Raw genomic sequence first — 21,211 nt, forward strand, 5'->3', positions numbered from 1 at the left:
GCCATGCCCATGCTGAAGAATCCGTCGACCAAGTACCGTCCGTTCCCGCAGATCGACATCCCCGACCGCACCTGGCCGAGCAAGGTGATCGACAAGGCGCCGATCTGGCTGTCCTCCGACCTGCGCGACGGCAACCAGTCGCTGATCGAGCCGATGGACGCCGACAAGAAGCTGCGCTTCTTCCAGTGCCTGGTCGCCGTGGGCGTCAAGGAGATCGAGGTGGGCTTCCCCTCGGCCTCGCAGACCGACTTCGACTTCGTGCGCACCCTGATCGAGGGCGGCCACATCCCGGACGACACCACCATCCAGGTGCTGACCCAGGCCCGCGAGGACCTGATCACCCGCACCTTCGAGTCGCTCAAGGGCGCGAAGAAGGCCATCGTCCACTACTACAACGCCACCGCGCCGAGCTTCCGCCGCATCGTCTTCAACCAGGACAAGGCCGGGGTGATCCAGATCGCCGTCAACGCCGGGCAGATCATCAAGCGCCTGGCCGCGGAGAATCCGGAAACCGAGTGGCGCTTCGAGTACTCGCCGGAGATCTTCAGCTCCACCGAGCCGGAGTTCGCCGTCGAGGTGTGCAACGCGGTGATCGAGGTGTTCCAGCCGACCCCGGCCAACAAGCTGATCCTCAACCTGCCGGCGACCGTCGAGGCGGCCACCCCGAACGTCTACGCCGACCAGATCGAGTGGTTCTGCCGCCACGTCGACCGTCGCGACAGCGTGCTGGTCAGCCTGCACACCCACAACGACCGCGGCACCGGCGTGGCCGCCACCGAGCTGGGCCTCTTGGCCGGCGCCGACCGCGTGGAAGGCTGCCTGTTCGGCAACGGCGAGCGCACCGGCAACGTCGACCTGGTCACTGTGGCGCTGAACCTGTACACCCAGGGCGTCGACCCCGAGCTGGACTTCTCCGACATCGACGGCGTGCGCAAGGTGGTCGAGGAGTGCAACCAGTTGCCGGTGCACCCGCGTCACCCCTACGTCGGCGACCTGGTGCACACCGCCTTCTCCGGCTCGCACCAGGACGCGATCCGCAAGGGCTTCGCCCAGCAGGATCCGGACGGTGTCTGGGAGGTGCCCTACCTGCCGATCGACCCGGCCGACATCGGCCGCAGCTACGAGGCGGTGATCCGCGTCAACAGCCAGTCGGGCAAGGGCGGCATCACCTTCCTGCTCGAGCAGGAGTACGGCATCAGCCTGCCGCGGCGCATGCAGATCGAGTTCAGCCAGGTGGTGCAGCGCGAGACCGACCGCCACGGCCTGGAGATGAGCGCACGGCAGATCCACGACCTGCTGGTCGAGGAGTACCTCAACGGTCCGGCCACCTTCGCCCTCAAGGGCCATCGCCTGCAGGAAGAGGACGGCATCACCAGCGTCGAGGTGGAAGTCGAGAACGCGGGCGCCGTGCAGAAGCTGCGCGGCACCGGCAACGGCCCGCTGGAGGCGCTGGTCGCCGCCCTGCCGGTCAGCGTCGAGGTGATGGACTACAGCGAACACGCCATCGGCGGCGGCAGCAACGCCAAGGCCGCGGCCTACATCGAACTGCGCGTCGACGGCGGCCGCCCGCTGCATGGCGTCGGCATCGACGGCAACCTGACCACGGCGAGCTTCCGCGCCCTGTTCAGCGCGCTGAACCGCGCCCTGCGCCAGAGCGAGGCGCAGGCGGCCTGAGGCTGAACCGAGCGCTACCCCGAACGCCCCGGCCCGTCAGGTCCGGGGCGTTTTCGTTGCGACTCAGAAATCCACCTTGCCCCGCCCGGCCTTGATCGCCCCGCGCTTGCTCTTGCCCTCCAGCCGGCGCTGCTGCGAGCCCCGCGTCGGCTTGGTCGGCCGCCGCGCCTTCTCAACCTTGGCCACGCTGCGGATCAGCTCGGCCAGGCGCGCCAGCGCATCGGCGCGGTTCTGCTCCTGGGTGCGGTACTGCTGCGCCTTGATCACGATCACCCCTTCGGCGGTGATGCGTTGGTCGCGCAGCGCCAGCAGGCGCTCCTGATAGAACGCCGGCAAGCTGGAGGCGCGGATGTCGAAGCGCAGGTGCACAGCGCTGGACACCTTGTTGACGTTCTGCCCGCCGGCGCCCTGGGCGCGGATCGCGGTGAGCTCGATCTCGCTGTCGGGCAGATGGACGGCATTGGAGATTTCCAGCATGGCGAACTCACGGCAGGGTGAACCCGCACAGGATACCCCCGTAGGGGCGAATGCATTCGCCTCACCAAGTGTCTGGCGAATGAATTCGCCCCTGCAGGAAATCTCCGGAGCCGCGCACATCCTTCGCAAGCAACTGTTTTGACTGACTTTTCGATCAGCCGCGGTAGAATCCCCGGCAACCGCATGGATGCGTTTCTCAGTTCGTCGTCGAGATTGCCATGCGTCGCCTGCTCGTTCTCCTGCTCGCCCTCCTCCCGCTCACCAGCGTCCATGCCGAAGCCCCGCGCACCTTCCGCGAAGCGAAGAAGATCGCCTGGAAGCTGTATGCCGACCGTCCGGTGGACTTCTACTGCGGCTGCGAATACCGCGGCAACCGTGTCGATCTGGACAGCTGCGGCTACCAGCCACGCAAGAACGCCAACCGCGCCGGTCGCATCGAGTGGGAGCATGTGGTGCCGGCCTGGGTGATCGGCCATCAGCGCCAGTGCTGGCAGCAGGGCGGGCGCAAGAACTGCACCAGCAACGACCCGCTGTTCAGCCAGGCCGAGGCCGACCTGCACAACCTGGTGCCGGCGGTCGGCGAGGTCAACGGTGACCGCAGCAACTTCGGCTTCGGCATGCTCAGCGCCAAGCCCACCCAGTACGGCGCCTGTCCGTTCGTGGTCGACTTCAAGCAGCGCACCGCGATGCCGCCGGAGTACACCCGCGGCGCCATCGCACGCATCTACCTGTACATGAGCGAGCGCTACCAGCTGCGCCTGTCGAAGCAGGACCGCCGCCTGTACGACATCTGGAACCGCCAGTATCCGGTCAGCGAGTGGGAGCGCTGGCGCAACCAGCGCATCGCCTGCGTGCAGGGCAACGCCAACCCGCATGTCGGCGCGGTGGACCTCAAGCGCTGTGAGCGCCGCGACAGGCAGCTGGCCTACAACTGAGGTCAGCGCGGAGCAACGGTGCGGGGATGCCGCATGGTCCCCATCGGACGCCACCGCGCAGGGGTGCCGCATGCATCGCCTCGCAATCGATGCGCCGGATGGTGCGCATGGCGCACCCTACAGTCCCCGCCGGACGCGCGCCGCGCGCACCAACTCGCCCTGCCGCACGGTCAGGCGATGGACGGCAGCCGACACCGCGGGCTAAGGTGACGCTGAGCTGGCAGAAGGAGAAGGCGATGCGACATGGAGCTCTGCACGCGGCACTGGGTCTGACGGTCCTTGCCGCCCTGGTGGTTTCCGGCATCGCCCCCTACGACCGCGCCACCTGGTGGCTGGAGGTCTCGCCGGTGCTGATCGCCGCGCCGCTGCTGCTCGCCAGCTACCGACGCTTCCCGCTGACCGACCTACTCTACCTGCTGATCGCCCTGCACAGCCTGGTGCTGATCCTCGGCGGCGCGCATACCTACGCGCGGGTGCCGGCCGGCTTCTGGGTGCAGGAGCTGCTGGAGCTGCAGCGCAACCCCTACGACAAGCTCGGTCACTTCATGCAGGGCCTGGTGCCGGCGCTGATCGCCCGCGAGATCCTCCTGCGCGGGGGCTTCGTCGCCCGCGGCAGGATGCTGGCCTTCCTCTCGCTGTGCGTGGCGATGGCCATCAGCGCGGTCTACGAGCTGATCGAATGGTGGGTGGCGCTGCTCGCCGGCGGCGGTGCTGTGGAATTCCTCGGCACCCAGGGCGATCCGTGGGACACCCAGGCCGACATGTTCTGGGCGCTGCTCGGCGCCACTGCCGGCCTGCTCGGCCTGACGCGCCTGCAGGATCGACAGATCGCCGCGTTGCCGCGGGGGCAGACGCAGGGCGGGAGCTGACCCGCCCTGGCGGGGACTCAGCCGATCTTGTGGCCGTGGGCCTGCTGGTCGGCGTGGTAGGACGAGCGCACCAGCGGGCCGGAGGCGACGTTCTTGAAGCCCATCTTCTCGCCTTCCTCGGCGAACCAGGCGAAGGTGTCCGGGTGGACGAAGCGCTGCACCGGCAGGTGGCTGCGCGAGGGCTGCAGGTACTGGCCGAGGGTCAGCATGTCGATGTCGTGCTCGCGCATGCGCTGCATGGTCTCGATCACTTCCTCGTCGGTTTCGCCGAGGCCGAGCATCAGGCCCGACTTGGTCGGCACGCCCGGCACGCGCTTCTTGAACTCCTGCAGCAGATCCAGCGACCACTCGAAGTCCGAGCCCGGGCGCGACGACTTGTACAGGCGCGGCACGGTTTCCAGGTTGTGGTTGAACACGTCCGGCGGCTCGGTGGCAGTGATGTCGAGGGCGATCTCCATGCGCCCGCGATAGTCCGGCACCAGGGTCTCCAGCTGCACGCTGGGCGACAGCGCGCGGATCTCGCGCAGGCAGTCGGCGAAGTGCTGGGCGCCGCCGTCGCGCAGGTCGTCGCGGTCCACCGAGGTGATCACCACGTACTTCAGGCGCAGGTCGGCGATGGCCAGTGCCAGGTTCTTCGGCTCGTCCGGGTCCAGCGCGTTCGGCCGGCCGTGGCCGACGTCGCAGAAAGGGCAGCGGCGGGTGCAGATGTCGCCCATGATCATGAAGGTGGCGGTGCCGCCGGAGAAGCACTCGCCGAGGTTCGGGCAAGAGGCTTCCTCGCACACGCTGTGCAGCTTGTGCTGGCGCAGCAGCTGCTTGATGCGCTCGACCTCGGGGGTCACCGGGATGCGCACGCGGATCCAGTCCGGCTTGCGCGGCAGCTCCTCGGTGGGAATGATCTTCACCGGGATGCGCGCGACCTTCTCGGCGCCGCGCAGCTTGACCCCGGCCTCGACCTTGGCCGGCCCCTTGGTGGTGTTGTCCACAGTGCTCATGTCAGCTCCAGCCCTCCCGCGAGGGTCTCGTATTCAGCGTAGCCAAGCTGGCCGACCAGCTGGCGAACCAGCGCGGCACGCACTTCGGCGAGTTCGATCGGCCCTTGGGCCAGATCCTTGAGTTGGGTCATCGCCATGCCGGCATAACCGCAGGGATTGATGCGGCCGAACGGCTCCAGATCCATGTCGACGTTGAGCGCCAGGCCATGGAAGGAGCGGCCGTGGCGGATGCGCAGGCCGAGCGAGGCGATCTTCGCCGCGCCGACGTAGACGCCCGGGGCGTCCGGCTTGGCGTAGGCCTCGATGCCGTACTCGCCGAGCAGGGCGACCAGGCTGGCCTCCATGCGGCTGACCAGCTCGCGCACGCCAAGGCCCGAGCGGCGCACGTCGAGCAGCAGGTAGGCGATCAGCTGGCCGGGACCGTGGTAGGTCACCTGGCCGCCGCGATCGGCCTGCACCACCGGAATGTCGCCGGGCATCAGCAGATGTTCGGCCTTGCCGGCCTGGCCCTGGGTGAACACCGGCTCGTGTTCGAGCAGCCAGATCTCGTCCGGCGTGTCGGGGCCACGCTCGTTGGTGAAGCGCTGCATCGCCTGCCAGGCCGGCTGGTAGGGCAGCCGGCCCAGCTCGCGGACCCGCAGGGCGGTCATCACAGCACCATGTGCACGCGGCCGGTGGCGCGCAGGTCGAGGTGGATCGCCTGCAGCTGCTCGAGGCCGGTGGCGCGGATCGCCACCTGCACCGAGACGAAGCGGCCATTGCTGCTGTCGCGCATGGTCAGGGTGGTGACGTCGAGGTCCGGCGCATGGCGGCGGACGATGTCGATCACCAGGTCGGCGAAGCCTTCGCCGGCGTCGCCGATCACCTTGATCGGGTAGCCATGGCAGGGGAATTCGATCTTCGGGGCCTGGACTTCGGGAGTAGCGGTCTTGGTATCGGTCATGGTCGTGGCGGGCTTGTGGCCCGCGATGCGGACGCCCCCGGTCGGGGCGCCCGGCTCAGGTCAATGGATCAGTTGAACAAACCGTAGAAAAACAGTCGGATACTATCCCACACACGGCGGAAGAAACCACCCTCCTCGACGGCCTCGATGGCCACCAGCGGCGCGCTGTGCAGCACCTGCTCGCCGAGACGCACCTCGACCTTGCCGACTTCCTGGCCGGCGGCCACCGGGGCGACGATCATCGGCTGCAGGCTCATGCTGGCCTGCAGCTTGTCCATCTGGCCGCGCGGCAGGGTCAGGGTCAGGTCCTCGGCGAGGCCGGCCTTGAGCTGGCGCGTGGCGCCCTTCCACACCGGCGCCTGGGCCAGTTCGGTGCCCTTCTGGTAGAAGGTGCGGGTCTCGAAGAAGCGGAAGCCATAGGTCAGCAGCTTCTGGGTCTCGGCGGCACGCGCCTGCTCGCTGTTGGTGCCGAACACCACGGCGATCAGGCGCTGGCCGTCACGCACCGCGGAGGCCACCAGGCAGTAGCCGGCTTCCTCGGTGTGGCCGGTCTTCAGGCCGTCGACGGTCTTGTCGCGCCACAGCAGCAGGTTGCGGTTGGGCTGCTTGATGTTGTTCCAGAGGAACTCCTTCTGCGCGTAGATCGAGTAGTGCTCCGGATCCTCGTAGATGATCGCGCGGGCCAGGCGGGCCATGTCGTGCGCCGAGGAGTAGTGCTCCGGGTGCGGCAGGCCGGTGGCGTTCATGAAGTGGCTGTTGCTCATGCCGAGCTTGGCGGCGGTGGTGTTCATCAGGTCGGCGAAGGCGTCCTCGCTGCCGGCGATGTGCTCGGCCACCGCGACGCTGGCGTCGTTGCCGGACTGGATGATGATGCCGTGCAGCAGGTCGCCGAGGGCCACCTGGGTGCCGACCTGGACGAACATGCGCGAGCCACCGGTACGCCAGGCGTGCTCGCTGATGCTCACCGGGTCCTTCTCGCCGATCTGGCCCTTGCGGATTTCCAGGGTGGCGATGTAGGCGGTCATCAGCTTGGTCAGGCTGGCCGGCGGCAGGCGCTCCTCGGCGTTGTGCTCGACCAGCACCTTGCCGCTGGCGGCGTCCATCAGCAGGTAGGCCTTGGCCGCCAGCTGCGGCGGCGCCGGAACGACCTGGTCGGCGGCCCAGGCGGCGGGCGTCACGGCCAGCAGGACCAGCAGGAACAAGCGGTGCACGAAGGTGGTGATGTTCATCCGTCTCTCGAAAATTGCGAAGTAGGTCAATCAGGCCCTTGCGGGCATTACAACTGCCGCTGGGCGGTCAATCCGGCCGCACCAGCTTGGGCTGGCCGAGGCTGGCCAGGCGTACACTGTCCTGCAGCTGCAGGACCTCATCCTGAGTGTCGATCGGCCCCAGGCGCACCCGGTGCAGCACCTGCTGGTTGCGCACGACCGAGCTGATAAACACCGGGGCAGTCCCCACCACTCCGATCAGCTTGGCCTTGAGGAGTTCCGCAGCGTCCGGGTTGGCGAAGGCGCCCACCTGGAGATACAGCCCAGCGGCTGGTGCAGAAGCGTTTTTTTTTACCGCCAGCTCGCCGGGCGACACCGCGGCGGCATGCTGCGCCACCGGCGGGGTCCAGGTCTCGATCGGCGCGACCGGCGGCTGCGCCACCGTGCGCACCTCGGTCGGCGCCGGCAGGGCGAGCGGCTTGGCATTGCTGGCGTAGGCGCTGGTCGGCGCGGTCAGCGGCACCGGGCGGCCCTGCTGGGCCCACCACTGGTAGGGGTCGATGCCCTCGACCTTGACCCGCGCGGTGCCGCTCTCGGCGTAGCCGAGCTTCTTCGCCGCGGCGAAGGACAGGTCGATGATCCGGTCGGAGTAGAACGGCCCGCGGTCGTTGACCCGCAGGACCACGCTGCGGCCGTTGTCCAGGTTGGTCACCCGCACGTAGCTGGGCAGCGGCAGGGTCTTGTGCGCCGCGGTCATGCCGTACAGGTCGTAGGTCTCGCCGTTGGCGGTGGCCTGGCCGTGGAACTTGGTGCCGTACCAGGAGGCGATGCCGGTGGCGCGGTAGTTGCGCGCGTCCTGGATCGGGTAGTAGGGCTTGCCGAACACCGTGTAGGGGGTCGCCTTGACCGGGCCGTTGTGCGGCATCGGCACGGCGTCGGGGATGCGCGACACGTCGACGTCCCACCAGGGTTCGCCGTCCTTGTGCGGCCGGGCGTAGTTGCCCGGCCCGGAGATCGCCCCGCCCTCGCCGACCGGCGGGCGCGAGGTGGTGCAACTGGCCAGCAGCAGGCCGGCGGCGATCAGCGCCAGCGGCGCGAGAGCGCTCCCTCTCATCCTCACAACTCCTGGCGCTGCTGCTGCAGCGCGACCGAGAGCTGATGCACGGCCATGGCGTACATCACGCTACGGTTGTAGCGGGTGATCACGTAGAAGTTGGGCAGGCCCATCCAGAACTCGTCGCCCTGCGAGCCGTCGAGGCGGAAGGCGGTCACCGCGAAGTTCTCGTCGACCTTGTCCAGCGGCTCCCAGCCGAGCTGGCGCAGGTCGGCGACCGACTTGACCGGCTCGAGACCGGCGGTGAGGCCGTCGGCGAAGCGCACGCCGGAAACCCGCGCGCGGGTCACCACCGGATCGCCGGCGACCCAGCCGTGGTTGTGGAAGTAGCTGGCCACGCTGCCGATGGCGTCCACCGGGTTCTTCCAGATGTCGATGTGGCCATCGCCGTCGAAGTCGACCGCGTAGGCACGGAAGCTGCTCGGCATGAACTGCGGCAGGCCCATGGCGCCGGCGTAGGAGCCGGTGATGGCGAGCGGATCGACCTGCTGCTCGCGGCTGAGCAGGAGGAACTCGCGCAGCTCCTTGCGGAAGAAGTCGGCGCGCGGCGGATAGTCGAAGCCGAGGGTCGCCAGCGCGTCCATAACCCGCCAGCTGCCGGTGTTGCGGCCGAAGAAGGTCTCCACACCGATGATCGCCACGATCACCTGCGCCGGCACGCCGTAGTCGCGCTCGGCACGCGCCAGTGCGTCGGCGTGGCGGCTCCAGAACTCGACGCCCTGGGCGATGCGCGCGTCGGTGATGAAGATCGGCCGGTACTCCTTCCACGGCTTGACCCGCTCGGCCGGCCGCGAGATGGCGTCGAGGATCGGCTGCTTGCGCTCCACGCCGGCGAACAGCGCTTGCAGTTCGGGCGCGGCGAAGCCGTGGTCACGCACCAGCTCGCCGATGAAGGCGTCGAGCTGGGGCGAATTCTGGTAGTCGCCGGCCAGCGCCGGCGCGGCGCAGCCGATCAGCCCCGCCAGGGCGATCCGGCCCATGCCATGCCGCGCCCACGCGCGCAGTCTGTGCATCGTGCTCTTCACTCTCGGTCTCAATGCTGCAGTCTCAAACCTGGGCGATCCACTTTCGATGGGTGTGGATCGACATCAAAATTCCGAAGCCGGACATCAGCGTCACCAGCGAGGTTCCGCCGTAACTGATGAAGGGCAAGGGCACCCCCACCACCGGCAGCAGTCCGCTGACCATGCCGATGTTGACGAACACGTAGATGAAGAAGGTCAGGGTGATACTGCCTGCCAGCAGCTTGCCGAACAAGGTCTGCGCCTGCACGGTGATCACCAGGCCGCGGGCGATCACCAGCAGGTAGACCAGCAGCAGCAGGCAGACGCCGACCATGCCGAACTCCTCGCTGAGGACGGCAATGATAAAGTCCGTATGACTTTCCGGCAAAAAATCCAGGTGCGACTGGGTGCCCAGCAACCAGCCCTTGCCGAACACCCCGCCCGAGCCGATCGCCGCCTTGGACTGGATGATGTTCCAGCCGGTGCCCAGCGGATCGCTCTCCGGATCGAGGAAGGTGTGCACGCGCTGCTTCTGATAGTCGTGCAGCACGAAGTACCACATGCCCACGGCGATCGGCACCGCCGCCGCCGCCGCGCCGATGATCCACAGCCAGCGTAGGCCGGCGATGAACAGCACGAAGGCGCCGGACACCAGGATCAGCATCCCGGTGCCGAGGTCGGGCTGCTTGAGGATCAGCGCGAAGGGCACGCCGATCAGCAGCAGGGCAATGGCCAGGTGCTTGAAGCTGGGCGGCAGGCTGCGCGTCGACAGATACCAGGCGATAGTCATCGGCATGATCAGCTTCATGAACTCCGAGGGCTGGAAGCGGACCACCCCGGGAATGTTGATCCAGCGCGTGGCCCCCATCGCCGTGTAGCCGAAGAATTCCACGCCGAGCAGCAGCAGCACGCCGCCGGCGTAGGCCAGCGGCGCCCAGCGCGCCATGAAGCGCGGCTCGATCTGCGCGATGATGCACATCGCGGTGAGGCCGATGCCGAACGAGGTGGTCTGCTTGATCAGCAGCCCCCAGTGCTTGCCGCCGGCCGACCACAGCACGAACAGGCCGACCACGCCGAGCAGCACCAGCAGCAGCAGCAGCGGGCCGTCGATGTGCAGGCGCTGCAGCAGGCTGGAGCGGCGGCGCAGCACGTCGTCGCTGGACAGGGTGCGGTCGAAGTTACTGGTCACGGGGCACCTCGGCGGTCTGCGGCGGAGCGAACTCGGGCTTCAGGCGACCCTGCTCGTCGAGCAGCCAGGCGTCCAGCACCTGCTTGGCCACCGGGCCGGCCACGCCCGAGCCGGACTCGCCGTTCTCCACCATCACCGCCACGGCGATCTTCGGATCGTCGGCCGGGGCGAAGGCGACGAACAGCGCGTGGTCGCGATGGCGCTCGCGCACCTTGTTGCGGTCGTACTTCTCGCCCTGGCGGATCGCCACCACCTGCGCCGTGCCGCTCTTGCCGGCGATCAGGTAGGGCGAGCCGAGGCCGATCTTGTGCGCGGTGCCGCGGGCGCCGTGCACCACCTCGATCATGCCGCGGGTCACCTGGTCCCAGTAGCGCGGATTCCTGGCGACGATGTCCGGCGGCGTGTCGCGCTCCTCGAGCAGGCCGGCGGCCATCAGCTGCTCGGCGCTCAGGCCGTCGGCGTCCTTGAGCAGCCGCGGGCGCACCCACTTGCCGCGGTTGGCGATCAGCGCGGTGGCCTGGGCCAGTTGCAGCGGGGTGGTCAACATGTAGCCCTGGCCGATGCCGGTGATCACCGTCTCGCCGGGGAACCAGCCCTGGCGACGGTTGACGCGCTTCCACTCGCGCGAGGGCATCAGCCCGGCGGCTTCCTCGAACAGGTCGAGGGATACCCGCTGGCCGAGGCCGAAGGCGCTCATGTACTGGTGCAGGCGGTCGATGCCGAGCTTGATCGCCAGGTCGTAGAAATAGGTGTCGTTGGAGCGCGCCAGGGCCAGGTTGAGGTCGACCCAGCCGTCGCCGCTGCGGTTCCAGTTGCGGTACTTGTGGCTGTTGCCGGGCAGCTGGTAGAAGCCGGGGTCGTAGACCCGGGTGGCCGAGTTGACCACTCCGGCGTCGAGGCCGGCCAGCGCCACCTGCGGCTTGACCGTCGAGCCGGGCGGATACAGGCCGCGCAGCACGCGGTTGTACAGCGGCCGGTCGATGGAGTCGCGCAGCGCCGCGTAGTCCTTGAAGCCGATGCCGGTGACGAACAGGTTGGGGTTGAAGCTCGGCTGGCTGACCATCGCCAGCACGCCGCCGGTGGCCGGCTCGATGGCGATCACCGCGCCGCGACGGCCGGCCAGCGCCGCCTCGGCGGCCTCCTGCAGCTGCAGATCGAGGTGCAGGCGGATGTCCTTGCCGGGCACCGGGTCGGTGTGCTTCAGCACGCGCAGCACGCGGCCGCGGGCGTTGGTCTCGACCTCCTCGTAGCCGACCTGGCCGTGCAGCACGTCCTCGTAGAACTTCTCCGCACCGGTCTTGCCGATGTGGTGGGTGCCGCTGTAGTCCACCGGATCGAGCTTCTTCAGCTCCTGCTCGTTGATCCGCCCGACGTAGCCGACCGAATGGGCGAAGTGCTCGCCCTGCGGGTAGTGGCGCACCAGCTGGGCGACCACGTCGACCCCGGGCAGGCGGAACTGGTTGACCGCGACGCGGGCGATCTGCTCCTCGGTCAGCTCGAACAGCACCGGCACCGGTTCGAACGGCCGGCGCCCCTGGCGCAGGCGCTTCTCGAACAACGCGCGCTCCTCCTCGCCCAGCTCGAGCACCTCGACGATGGTGTCGAGCACCTTCGCCCAGTCGCCGGCGCGCTCGCGGGTCACGCTGAGGCTGAAGCTCGGCCGGTTGTCGGCGATGATCACCCCGTTGCGGTCGTAGATCAGCCCGCGGGTCGGCGGCAGCGGCTGCACGTGGATGCGGTTGTTCTCCGCCAGGGTCGAGTGGTGCTCGTACTGGATCACCTGCAGGTAGAACATCCGCGCCACCAGCACGCCGGTGAGCAGCAGCACGCAGATCGCGCCCACGACGGCGCGACTACGCACCAGACGGGCGTCGCGTTCGTGGTCCTTGAGCTGGATCGGCTGCGGCATGGGGCGGAGGCGGAAACCGTTACTTGTGGTACGGGTGGCCGGACAGCACGGTCCAGGCGCGGTAGATCTGCTCGCCGAGCAGCACGCGCACCAGCGGGTGCGGCAGGGTCAGCGGCGACAGCGACCAGCGCTGCTCGCTGCGCGCGCACACCTCCGGCGCCAGCCCTTCCGGGCCGCCGACCATCAGGTTGACGGTGCGCGCGTCGAGGCGCCAGCGGTCCAGCTCGGCGGCCAGCTGCTCGGTGCTCCACGGCTTGCCATGGACCTCGAGGGTGACCACGCGTTCCCCGGGCTGCACCCGCGCCAGCATCGCCTCGCCTTCCTGACGGATCAGGCGGGCGATATCGGCGTTCTTGCCGCGGGTGTTGAGCGGAATCTCCACCAGCTCGAGGGTCAGCTCGGGCGGCAGGCGCTTGACGTACTCCTGCCAGCCCTCCTCGACCCAGCGCGGCATCCGCGAGCCGACGGCGATCAGTCGGATGCGCATGCCGGAGGCTTACTCGTGGGCCTGCTGGGCGCGGCTCTGCTCGGCGCCCTGCCACAGGCGCTCGAGGTCGTAGAACTGGCGGGTGGCCGCCTGCATGACGTGCACCACCACGTTGCCGAGGTCGATCAGACCCCATTCGCCGGCGTCCAGGCCTTCGCTGCCGATCGGCCGCACGCCCTGCTCCTTGGTCTTCTCCAGCACGGTGTCGCACAGCGACTTGACATGGCGGCTGGAGCTGCCGGTGGCGATCACCATGAAGTCGGTGATGCTGGTCTTCTCGCGCACGTCGATGGTGAGGATGTCCTGACCTTTCAGTTCTTCCAGGGCGGCGATGACCACCTGGACCAGTTGTTCGGCTTGCATTGTCGAATGTTCACTCTTGGGTAGATGGGGTGGCACGGTACAGACCGTGCGCATGGATATAGGCCAGCACCGCGTCGGGCACCAGGAAGCGGATCGAGCGGCCGGCGGCCAGACGCTCGCGGATCCCGGTGGCGGAGATCGCCAGCGGCATCTGCCAGACGAAGGCGATCTGCCCGGCCGGGCCCCGGAGCGACTGCGGGTCGCTCACGCTGCGCGCGGCCTGCAGGTCGCGCAGCGCTTCCGGCGCCTCGCTGTCGGCGTCCGGGCGCTGCAGCACGACGATGTGGCAGTGGTCGAGCAGTTCCTGCCAGCGGTGCCAGGTCGGCAGGCCGCAGAAGGCGTCCCAGCCGACCAGCAGCAGCAGCTGGACCTCGCCGCCCAGCTCGGCGCGCAGCGATTCCAGGGTATCGATGGTCCACGACGGCTTGTCGCGCCACAGCTCGCGGTCGTCGACCGTCAGCGGCGCCACGCCCTCCACCGCCAGGCGCGCCATGTCCAGGCGCTGCTGCGCGCCGACCTGCGGCGTGCCGCGGTGCGGCGGCCGCGCGCTGGGGATCAGGCGCAGCTCGTCGAGGGCGAACAGTTCGGCCACCTCGAGCGCGGCGCGCAGGTGGCCGATATGGATGGGGTCGAAGGTGCCGCCGAGCAGACCGATGCGTTGGGTCATCAGCCGCGCACGTGACCGTCGCCGAATACCACGTACTTCTCGCTGGTCAGCCCTTCCAGGCCGACCGGGCCGCGGGCGTGCAGCTTGTCGGTGGAGATGCCGATCTCGGCGCCCAGGCCGTACTCGAAGCCGTCGGCGAAGCGGGTCGAGGCGTTGATCATCACCGAGCTGGAGTCCACCTCGGTGAGGAAGCGCCGCGCGTCGGTGAAGTTCTCGGTGATGATCGCATCGGTGTGGTGCGAGCCGTAGTGGTTGATGTGCGCGATGGCCGCCTCGAGGCCGTCGACCACGCGGATCGACAGGATCGGCGCGTTGTACTCGGTGTGCCAGTCCTCCTCGCTCGCCTCCAGCACGCCGCCGCCGAGCAGCGCGCGGGTCGCCGCGCAGCCGCGCAGCTCGACGCCCTTGGCGCGGTAGATGTCGGCCAGCGGCGGCAGCACGCGCTCGGCGATGTCCGCGTGCACCAGCAGGGTTTCCATGGTGTTGCACGGCGCGAAGCGCTGGGTCTTGGCGTTGTCGGCGACGCGGATCGCCTTGTCGACGTCGGCGGCGACGTCGATGTAGACGTGGCAGATGCCGTCCAAGTGCTTGATCACCGGCACCCGCGCGTCGCGGCTGATGCGCTCGATCAGGCCCTTGCCGCCGCGCGGCACGATGACGTCGACGAACTCGGGCATGGCGATCAGCTGGCCCACCGCGGCGCGGTCGGTGGTTTCCACCACCTGCACGCAGGCCGCCGGCAGGCCGGCCTCGGCCAGGCCCTGCTGGATGCAGGCGGCGATGGCGCGGTTGGAGTGGATCGCCTCGGAGCCGCCACGCAGGATGGTGGCGTTGCCGGACTTCAGGCACAGGCTGGCGGCGTCGATGGTCACGTTCGGCCGCGACTCGTAGATGATGCCGATCACGCCGAGCGGCACGCGCATCTTGCCGACCTGGATGCCCGACGGCATGTAGCGCATGTCGCGGATGGTGCCGATCGGATCGGGCAGGCCGGCGACCTGGCGCAGGCCCTCGATCATGTCGTCGATGCGCGCCGGGGTCAGTGCCAGGCGGTCGAGCATGGCCTCGTCGAGGCCGTTGGCGCGGCCGTTGTCGAGGTCCTGGGCGTTGGCGCGGATCAGTTCCTCGCGCGCGGCGTCGAGGGCGCGGGCGGCGGCCAGCAGGGCGTTGTTCTTCTGCGCGGTGGTGGCGCGCGCAGTGACGCGCGAGGCCTCGCGCGCGGCGCGACCCAGGCGGGTCATGTAATCGAGTACGGACTCGGTCATGGTCTCGGCGATCCGGCTGCGGAAAAAGTGCTCGATTATAGCCGCGCCGCCGCCCTGCGCCCAGCGCAAGCAGGCGGACGGTGGTTTAGCGTGCGTTGCCACATGTTGCTACCATCGACGCAAACCGAGCCGCCATCGCCCCGCATGCCCACTCCCGACCGCTCCCTGCCCTGGCCCGCCGCCCGCCCGCTGGCCGACGCCTTCTTCGATCGCGACGCCTGTCTGCTGGCCCGCGAGCTGCTCGGCAAGGTGATCCGCCACCGCGTCGGTGACCTGTGGCTGAGCGCGCGGATCATCGAGACCGAGGCCTACTACCTGACCGACAGGGGCAGCCACGCCTCGCTCGGCTACACCCACAAGCGCCGCGCGCTGTTCATGGACGGCGGACACATCTACATGTACTACGCGCGCGGCGGCGACTCGCTGAACTTCAGCGCCCACGGCGCCGGCAACGCGGTGCTGATCAAGTCCGGCTTCCCCTGGCAGGACGCGCTGAGCGGCGCGGATTCGCTGGCACGCATGCAGGCCAACAACCCCGACCGCCAGGGCCGGCCGCGCCCCCCGGAGAAGCTGTGCGCCGGACAGACCCTGCTGTGCCGCGCCCTCGGCCTCAAGGTGCCGGAGTGGGACGGCGCACGCTTCGACTGGCGCCGCCTGTTCGTCGAGGATGTCGGCGAACGGCCGGCGCAGATCGTGCAGACCACCCGCCTGGGCATCCCCCGCGGGCGCGACGAGCACCTCGAATACCGCTTCGTCGACGCCGACCACGCCCGCCACTGCACGCGCAACCCGCTGCGTCGCGGCCAGCGCGCAGGCACGGACTTCCATCTGCTCGAGGTCAAGGAGCACGACGCATGAGCCAGTGGTTCGACACTCTCACCGCCTGGCTGGGCGCCCACCCCGAGTGGCTGGGCCTGGCCCTGTTCCTGATCGCCTGCATCGAGTGCCTGACCATCGTCGGCATCGTGGTGCCGGGCACCGTGCTGCTGTTCGCCGTCGCCGCCATGGCCGGCAGCGGCGTGCTCAGCCTGTGGGAGACCCTGCTGCTCGGCTACGCCGGCGGCCTGTTCGGCGATGCGCTGTCCTATGCCCTCGGCCGGCGCTTCCACCAGGACATCCGCCGCCTGCCGCTGCTGCGCGATCACCCGGAATGGCTGGCCCAGGCCGAGTTCTACTTCCAGCGCTATGGGGTCGCCAGCCTGCTGCTCGGCCGCTTCATCGGCCCGCTGCGGCCGATGCTGCCGACCGTGGCCGGCATGCTCGACATGCCGCTGCCGCGCTTCGTCGCGGTCAGCCTGGTGGCCGCCGCCGGCTGGGCGCTGGTCTACCTGCTGCCCGGCTGGATGACCGGCGCCGCGCTGCGCCTGCCGCTGCCGGAGGGTTTCTGGTGGCAGGCCGGGGTGCTGGCCGGCGCCCTCGCCGCCCTGCTCGCCCTGATCGGCCAGGCCAGCCTGCGCGAGCGGCGCTCGGCGGCGCCGCTGGCCGCCGCACTGAGCACGCTGCTGCTGGTCGCCCTGTTCGTCGGCTGGCGGCAGTTCGCGGTGTTCGACCAGGCGCTGCTGGCGCTGGCGCAGCGCCTGCGCAGCACGGCGCTGGACGACTGGATGGTCCGCCTGACCCACCTCGGCGACTTCGCCGTGCAGCTCGGCGCCGGCCTGCTGCTCGGCCTGCTGCTGGCGCTGGCGCGGCAGTGGCGCGCGCTGCTGTTCGCCACCCTCAGCCTGGCCGGCACCGCGCTGGCCAACCATGGTCTCAAGCTGCTGTTCGCCCGCGCCCGCCCTGAGATCCTCGCCCAGCCGCTGGACAGCTTCAGCCTGCCCAGCGGGCACAGCTCGGCGGCCTTCGCCTTCTGCCTGGTGCTCGGCGTGCTGGCCGGGCGCGGCGCGCCGGCGCGGGTGCGCCTGATCTGGCTGCTGCTGGCCGGCCTGCCGGCGCTGGCCATCGGCCTGTCGCGGATCTACCTGGGGGTGCACTGGCCGACCGACGTGCTGGCCGGCGCCCTGCTCGCCGGCAGCCTCTGCGCCCTTGCCCTGCACCTGGCGCAGCGGCGCACGCCGCTGCCCGCCCTGGGCCGGCTGGGCTGGGGCCTGCCGCTCGCCGTACTGCTCGGCGCCGGCCTGCTCGCCGCGCTCGGCGGCGACGCCGCGGCGTACCGCCACTGAGCGCCCCCTTGCAGGAGCCAGCCTGCTGGCGATGCCTGGAGCAGCCGATCGCCAGCGCGCTGGCTCCTACGGGAGCGGCGCCGCGGCCCGCGGTCAGGCCACCAGCGCCACCACCAGCGGCAGCAGGATCGCCGTGGCGCCGCCCATCAGGCTCATCGCCAGCGCCGAGAAGGCGCCGGTCTCCTCGCCCTCCTGCAGGGCCTGGGCGGTGCCCACCGCGTGGGCGGTGAGGCCCAGCGCCATGCCGCGCGCCGCCGGGTTGCGCACGCCGATGCGGGTGAGCAGCGCCGGGCCGAGGATGGCGCCGATCACCCCGGTGATCAGCACGAACACCGCGGCCAGCGCGGCGATGCCGCCGAGCTGCTCGGCGACCAGCATGGCGATCGGCGAGGTCACCGACTTGGGCAGCAGGGTCATCTGCATCACGTGGTCGGCGCCCAGCAGCCAGGCGAAGCCGATGCCCAGCGCGGTGGCCAGGCTGCCGGCCAGCGTCAGGGTGATGAGGATCGGCCAGAGCAGCTGGCGGATGCGCTTGAGGTTGAGGAACAGCGGAATGGCCAGGGCCACGGTGGCCGGGCCGAGGAACACGCTGAGCATGCTGACGCTGGCGCGGTACTGGGCGTAGTCGATGCCGCACAGCAGCAGCACGCCGATCACCAGGGTCATCGACAGCAGCACCGGCTGCAGGAACACCAGGCGGGTGCGCTCGAACAGCGCCAGGGCCAGCTGGTAGGCGCCGAGGGTGATGCCGAAGCCGAACAGCGGGTGCTCGAGGATGGCCTGCAGGGCGGCCGCGAAACTGCCCGTCATGCCTGCCGCCCCTTGCGCTGCTGGCGCTCGATCAGCCGCTGCATCAGCCAGCCGGCGAACAGCATGGCGATCAGCAGCGACAGCACCAGGGTGGCGCTCAGCGCCCAGAAGTCGGCGGCGATCGCCTCGGCGTAAACCATCACCCCCACCGCCGGCGGCACCAGCAGCAGCGGCAGGTAGCGCAGCAGGGCGCCGCCCGCCTCGCCGATCGGCGCCGGCACCTCGCCATGCCAGACCAGGAAGACGAACAGCAGCAGCATGCCGATGATCGGCCCCGGCAGCATCGGCAGCAGCAGCACGTTCAACCCCGTGCCCAGCAGCTGGAACAGGACCAGCCAGCTAATTCCACGCAACAGCATCACAATATCTCCTTGAACACGGCAGCATTATAAAAGCGTCCACAACGATTACACTTGGATTGAATGCATCGACTGGCGGCGCCCTGCCCAGAGCCTCTGCCGCCACCTCGCCGTGCAGGCGACCACCCCCGGACAAATAGAACGAGCAGCCATGCCGCATACCAACAAGCCCCGCAACCTGCTGATCTTCGGTGCCAGCGGCCTGACCGGCGAGCACCTGCTCGACCGCGTGCTCAGCGAGCCCACCGTGCAGCGAGTGGTGGCCCCCAGCCGCAGGCCGCTGTCGGCGCACCCGCACCTGCACAACCCACGCGGCAATCTGTTGGAAATCCTCCAGCAGCTCGAAGGTCCGCTGGACACGGTGTTCTGCTGCCTGGGCAGCCCGATCACCCAGAACAGCTCGGAGGCCAGCTTCGCCGCCATCGACCGCGACCTGGTGGTGGCCTGCGCTCAGCGCGCCCGCGAGCTGGGTGCGCGACACCTGCTGGTGGTCAGTTCGCTGGGCGCCGACCCGCACTCGCGGGTGCCCTACAGCCGCATCAAGGGTGAGATGGAGGAGCTGCTCAAGGCCCAGGGCTGGCCGCAGCTGACCATCGCCCGCCCCTCGCTGCTGCTCGGCCAGCGCTGCGACGCGCGTCTGCTCGAGCAGGTCGTCTCACCGATGGCACGGATCCTGCTGGGGAAGTGGCGTGCCATTTCGGTGTGCGCCCTGGCTCGGGCGCTCTGGCGCCTGGCCCTGGAAGACGGCCAGGGCGTGCGGGTGGTCGAGTCGGACGAGCTGCGTCGGCTCGGGCGCTGAGGCCCACATCGGGGTGGCGAGCGGCGGCGGGAACGCCCGACCGCCGATCCACAAGCCGCGACACAGCGGCGAACGCCACAACCCTCGAGGGACCCGACATGACCGTATTCACTTCCTGGCAAGCCCAAGGCCTCACCGGCAACGCCGTGCTGGAGGCGCAGCACTGCTGGCTCGGCCAACTGGCCGAAGGGCTCAGCGCGCGCCTGCAGAGCGACAGCTCGCCGGCGGCGGTCGGTACCTGTCTGGAGCGCCTGCTGAGCGGCCTGCTGCAGTCGCTGGTCAGCGCCGAGGACGCCGTGCAGGCGCAGGGTCTGCCGGTGGAGGCACTGGTCGAGGAACACAACCGGCTGTGCCTGGAAGTGCTCGAGCTGCTGCGCCGCCACGAGCGCGGCGCGCACGTCGGCCTGGAGCTGCTCGACCTGCTGCACGGCTGCCTGGGCAGTCGCGATCTCTACACCCGCCACTGAATCGCCAGCGCACCATTACGGTGCAGGCTTGAACGCAACGCGCAAAGCCGGGCACGCCTGCGACGAGGCGGCCCGGCTGACGGCCGAAAAGACTCACGACCGGCGGGGCCGCCTGGCGCGGCCCCGCCCGCTCGCTTACTCGTTGACCTGGCGCAGGTGCGGCGCCGGCTGCTCGGCGCCAAGGTTGGCCAGCATGCGCTCGCTGTACCAGTCGAGGAAGTTGATCACGCCGAACTCGTAGGTCTTCGAGTACGGACCCGGCTGGTAGGCGCTGGAGTTGATGCCCTTCTGATTCTCCTCGGCCAGGCGGCGGTCCTGGTCGTTGGTGGCGTCCCACACCTTGCGCAGGTTTTCCGGATCGTAGTCGACGCCCTCGACGGCGTCCTTGTGCACCAGCCACTTGGTGGTGACCAGCGACTCCTGGGCGCTGATCGGCCACACGGTGAAGTTGATCATGTGGTCGCCCATGCAGTGGTTCCACGAGTGCGGCAGGTGCAGGATGCGCATCGAGCCGAGGTCGGGGTTCTGGATGCGGCCCATCAGCTTCTTGCTGCCCTGGCTGCCGTCCATGGTCATCGACACGGTGCCCTTGAGCAGCGGCATGCGCACGATGCGGTTGCGCAGGCCGAAGCTGGCGTGGGCGTAGGGGATCTTCTCGCTGTCCCAGGCGGCGGCCGAGGCGGCCACGTGGTCCTTGAACTCCTGGGTGGCACGCGGGTCGGTGACGTCGTCCCACTCCAGCAGGGTGTTGAGCAGCTCCGGGTGCGAACCGCTGCAGTGGTAGCACTCGCGGTTGTTCTCCATCACCAGCTTCCAGTTGGCCTTCTCCACCAGGGTGGTCTGCACCGCCACCTTGGTGTTCTCCATGTCGTAGGGCTCCATGTAGTGGGCCAGGGTGGCGAGGAAGTCGTCGATCGCCGGCGGGTTGTCGGCCAGCGAGACGAAGATGTAGCCGCCGGCGGTCTTCACGTTGACCGGCTTGAGGCCGTACTGGTTGAGGTCGAAGTCGTCACCCATCTCGGTGCCGGCGAACAGCAGGCGGCCGTCCACTTCGTAGGTCCACTGGTGGTAGGGGCAGACCAGCTTGGCGACCTTGCCCTTGTCGCTGGTGCACAGGCGCGAGCCGCGGTGGCGGCAGACGTTGTGGAAGGCGTGCACCACGCCTTCGGCGCCGCGGATGACGATGATCGGGTTGTCGCCGATCTGCAGGGTCAGGTAGTTGCCCTTGGCCGGGATCTCGCAGGTCATGCCGGCGATCAGCCATTCCTTGTAGAAGATCTCCTGCAGGTCGATCTGGTGCAGGCGCTCGTCGGTGTAGAACGGCTGCGGCAGGGAGAAGGTGTGGTCGCGAGTCTGCAGCATCTCGGCGGTGGCCTTGCGGGCGGGCTCCAGCACGTCGCCCAGGCTCAGATTGGTTTTGGCATCCATCGGTGGCTCCTCTGCCGGCATGCGCCGCCGGCTCTCGAAAGTGGCTGATACGGTTGCTACGCAAGGTCGCACCACCGGTCCCTCTCG

Annotated in this window: 23 protein-coding genes; 7 read left to right on the forward strand and 16 right to left on the reverse strand. The window is 69.2% G+C overall.

The window, feature by feature from the left end:
• Positions 1–3 precede the first annotated feature (3 nt).
• The gene (gene leuA, locus BLT78_RS13580) at positions 4–1,674 is read left to right on the forward strand and encodes a 2-isopropylmalate synthase (RefSeq protein ID WP_090349471.1); all 1,671 of its coding nucleotides are present in this window, start codon (positions 4–6) and stop codon (positions 1,672–1,674) included.
• Between the two features lie 63 nt (positions 1,675–1,737).
• Here the strand turns inward: leuA and arfB are convergent, their stop codons facing one another.
• Entirely contained in the window at positions 1,738–2,151 is a 414-nt protein-coding gene (arfB, locus tag BLT78_RS13585) for an alternative ribosome rescue aminoacyl-tRNA hydrolase ArfB (RefSeq protein WP_090349472.1), read from the reverse strand.
• Positions 2,152–2,369: 218 nt separating this feature from the next.
• On the opposite strand from arfB, the gene BLT78_RS13590 reads away from it, so the two are divergent.
• Entirely contained in the window at positions 2,370–3,086 is a 717-nt protein-coding gene (locus tag BLT78_RS13590) for an endonuclease (RefSeq protein WP_090349473.1), read from the forward strand.
• Between the two features lie 236 nt (positions 3,087–3,322).
• Positions 3,323–3,955 (forward strand): DUF2238 domain-containing protein, encoded by a 633-nt coding sequence (locus BLT78_RS13595; RefSeq protein WP_090349474.1) that lies wholly within the window; start codon positions 3,323–3,325, stop codon positions 3,953–3,955.
• Between the two features lie 17 nt (positions 3,956–3,972).
• Here the strand turns inward: BLT78_RS13595 and lipA are convergent, their stop codons facing one another.
• From lipA to BLT78_RS13655, 12 genes are all read right to left on the reverse strand, one after another.
• The gene (gene lipA / locus BLT78_RS13600) at positions 3,973–4,950 is read right to left on the reverse strand and encodes a lipoyl synthase (RefSeq protein ID WP_090349475.1); all 978 of its coding nucleotides are present in this window, start codon (positions 4,948–4,950) and stop codon (positions 3,973–3,975) included.
• On the reverse strand, positions 4,947–5,600 hold the full coding sequence (lipB, locus tag BLT78_RS13605; protein ID WP_090349476.1) for a lipoyl(octanoyl) transferase LipB: 654 nt from the start codon (positions 5,598–5,600) through the stop codon (positions 4,947–4,949). Before lipB ends, lipA begins: the two co-directional genes overlap by 4 nt.
• A complete protein-coding gene (locus tag BLT78_RS13610; protein WP_090349477.1) occupies positions 5,600–5,893 on the reverse strand; it encodes a DUF493 domain-containing protein in 294 nt (97 codons plus the stop codon). The genes lipB and BLT78_RS13610 overlap by 1 nt, the downstream gene beginning before the upstream one ends.
• 68 nt (positions 5,894–5,961) lie before the next feature.
• The gene (locus tag BLT78_RS13615; protein WP_090349478.1) at positions 5,962–7,122 is read right to left on the reverse strand and encodes a D-alanyl-D-alanine carboxypeptidase family protein; all 1,161 of its coding nucleotides are present in this window, start codon (positions 7,120–7,122) and stop codon (positions 5,962–5,964) included.
• Positions 7,123–7,189: 67 nt separating this feature from the next.
• Positions 7,190–8,215 carry a septal ring lytic transglycosylase RlpA family protein gene (locus BLT78_RS13620; RefSeq protein ID WP_090349479.1) on the reverse strand — a complete coding sequence of 342 codons (1,026 nt, stop codon included), beginning with the start codon at positions 8,213–8,215 and terminating at the stop codon, positions 7,190–7,192.
• A gap of 2 nt (positions 8,216–8,217) precedes the next feature.
• Entirely contained in the window at positions 8,218–9,228 is a 1,011-nt protein-coding gene (mltB, locus tag BLT78_RS13625) for a lytic murein transglycosylase B (protein ID WP_090349480.1), read from the reverse strand.
• A gap of 34 nt (positions 9,229–9,262) precedes the next feature.
• The gene (gene rodA / locus BLT78_RS13630; RefSeq protein WP_172830831.1) at positions 9,263–10,366 is read right to left on the reverse strand and encodes a rod shape-determining protein RodA; all 1,104 of its coding nucleotides are present in this window, start codon (positions 10,364–10,366) and stop codon (positions 9,263–9,265) included.
• A 31-nt stretch (positions 10,367–10,397) separates the two neighbouring features.
• The gene (gene mrdA, locus BLT78_RS13635) at positions 10,398–12,317 is read right to left on the reverse strand and encodes a penicillin-binding protein 2 (protein ID WP_090349482.1); all 1,920 of its coding nucleotides are present in this window, start codon (positions 12,315–12,317) and stop codon (positions 10,398–10,400) included.
• A 19-nt stretch (positions 12,318–12,336) separates the two neighbouring features.
• Positions 12,337–12,804, reverse strand: a complete 468-nt coding sequence (gene rlmH / locus BLT78_RS13640) for a 23S rRNA (pseudouridine(1915)-N(3))-methyltransferase RlmH (protein WP_090349483.1) — start codon at positions 12,802–12,804, stop codon at positions 12,337–12,339.
• Between the two features lie 9 nt (positions 12,805–12,813).
• Positions 12,814–13,167: a ribosome silencing factor gene (gene rsfS, locus BLT78_RS13645; protein WP_090349484.1), complete on the reverse strand. Its 354-nt coding sequence runs from the start codon at positions 13,165–13,167 to the stop codon at positions 12,814–12,816.
• Positions 13,168–13,177: 10 nt separating this feature from the next.
• On the reverse strand, positions 13,178–13,834 hold the full coding sequence (nadD, locus tag BLT78_RS13650; RefSeq protein ID WP_090349485.1) for a nicotinate-nucleotide adenylyltransferase: 657 nt from the start codon (positions 13,832–13,834) through the stop codon (positions 13,178–13,180).
• Entirely contained in the window at positions 13,834–15,099 is a 1,266-nt protein-coding gene (locus BLT78_RS13655) for a glutamate-5-semialdehyde dehydrogenase (RefSeq protein ID WP_090349486.1), read from the reverse strand. The genes nadD and BLT78_RS13655 overlap by 1 nt, the downstream gene beginning before the upstream one ends.
• A gap of 144 nt (positions 15,100–15,243) precedes the next feature.
• On the opposite strand from BLT78_RS13655, the gene BLT78_RS13660 reads away from it, so the two are divergent.
• Both BLT78_RS13660 and BLT78_RS13665 read left to right on the forward strand, forming a co-directional pair.
• The gene (locus BLT78_RS13660; protein WP_090349487.1) at positions 15,244–15,957 is read left to right on the forward strand and encodes a DNA-3-methyladenine glycosylase; all 714 of its coding nucleotides are present in this window, start codon (positions 15,244–15,246) and stop codon (positions 15,955–15,957) included.
• Positions 15,954–17,261 carry a bifunctional DedA family/phosphatase PAP2 family protein gene (locus tag BLT78_RS13665; RefSeq protein ID WP_090349488.1) on the forward strand — a complete coding sequence of 436 codons (1,308 nt, stop codon included), beginning with the start codon at positions 15,954–15,956 and terminating at the stop codon, positions 17,259–17,261. The genes BLT78_RS13660 and BLT78_RS13665 overlap by 4 nt, the downstream gene beginning before the upstream one ends.
• Before the next feature lie 93 nt (positions 17,262–17,354).
• On the opposite strand, the gene BLT78_RS13670 is transcribed toward BLT78_RS13665, so the two are convergent.
• The gene (locus BLT78_RS13670) at positions 17,355–18,071 is read right to left on the reverse strand and encodes an LrgB family protein (RefSeq protein WP_090349489.1); all 717 of its coding nucleotides are present in this window, start codon (positions 18,069–18,071) and stop codon (positions 17,355–17,357) included.
• On the reverse strand, positions 18,068–18,430 hold the full coding sequence (locus BLT78_RS13675; protein ID WP_090349490.1) for a CidA/LrgA family protein: 363 nt from the start codon (positions 18,428–18,430) through the stop codon (positions 18,068–18,070). Before BLT78_RS13675 ends, BLT78_RS13670 begins: the two co-directional genes overlap by 4 nt.
• 151 nt (positions 18,431–18,581) lie before the next feature.
• Here BLT78_RS13675 and BLT78_RS13680 point away from each other — a divergent pair, with 151 nt between their 5' ends.
• Together BLT78_RS13680 and BLT78_RS13685 are read left to right on the forward strand one after the other, a co-directional pair.
• On the forward strand, positions 18,582–19,229 hold the full coding sequence (locus BLT78_RS13680; RefSeq protein WP_090349491.1) for an NAD(P)H-binding protein: 648 nt from the start codon (positions 18,582–18,584) through the stop codon (positions 19,227–19,229).
• A 98-nt stretch (positions 19,230–19,327) separates the two neighbouring features.
• Positions 19,328–19,696: a hypothetical protein gene (locus BLT78_RS13685; protein WP_090349492.1), complete on the forward strand. Its 369-nt coding sequence runs from the start codon at positions 19,328–19,330 to the stop codon at positions 19,694–19,696.
• Positions 19,697–19,831: 135 nt separating this feature from the next.
• Here the strand turns inward: BLT78_RS13685 and gbcA are convergent, their stop codons facing one another.
• Positions 19,832–21,124: a glycine-betaine demethylase subunit GbcA gene (gene gbcA / locus BLT78_RS13690; RefSeq protein ID WP_090349493.1), complete on the reverse strand. Its 1,293-nt coding sequence runs from the start codon at positions 21,122–21,124 to the stop codon at positions 19,832–19,834.
• Positions 21,125–21,211 lie beyond the last annotated feature (87 nt).

Source organism: Pseudomonas oryzae (assembly GCF_900104805.1).
Lineage (GTDB): Bacteria > Pseudomonadota > Gammaproteobacteria > Pseudomonadales > Pseudomonadaceae > Geopseudomonas > Geopseudomonas oryzae.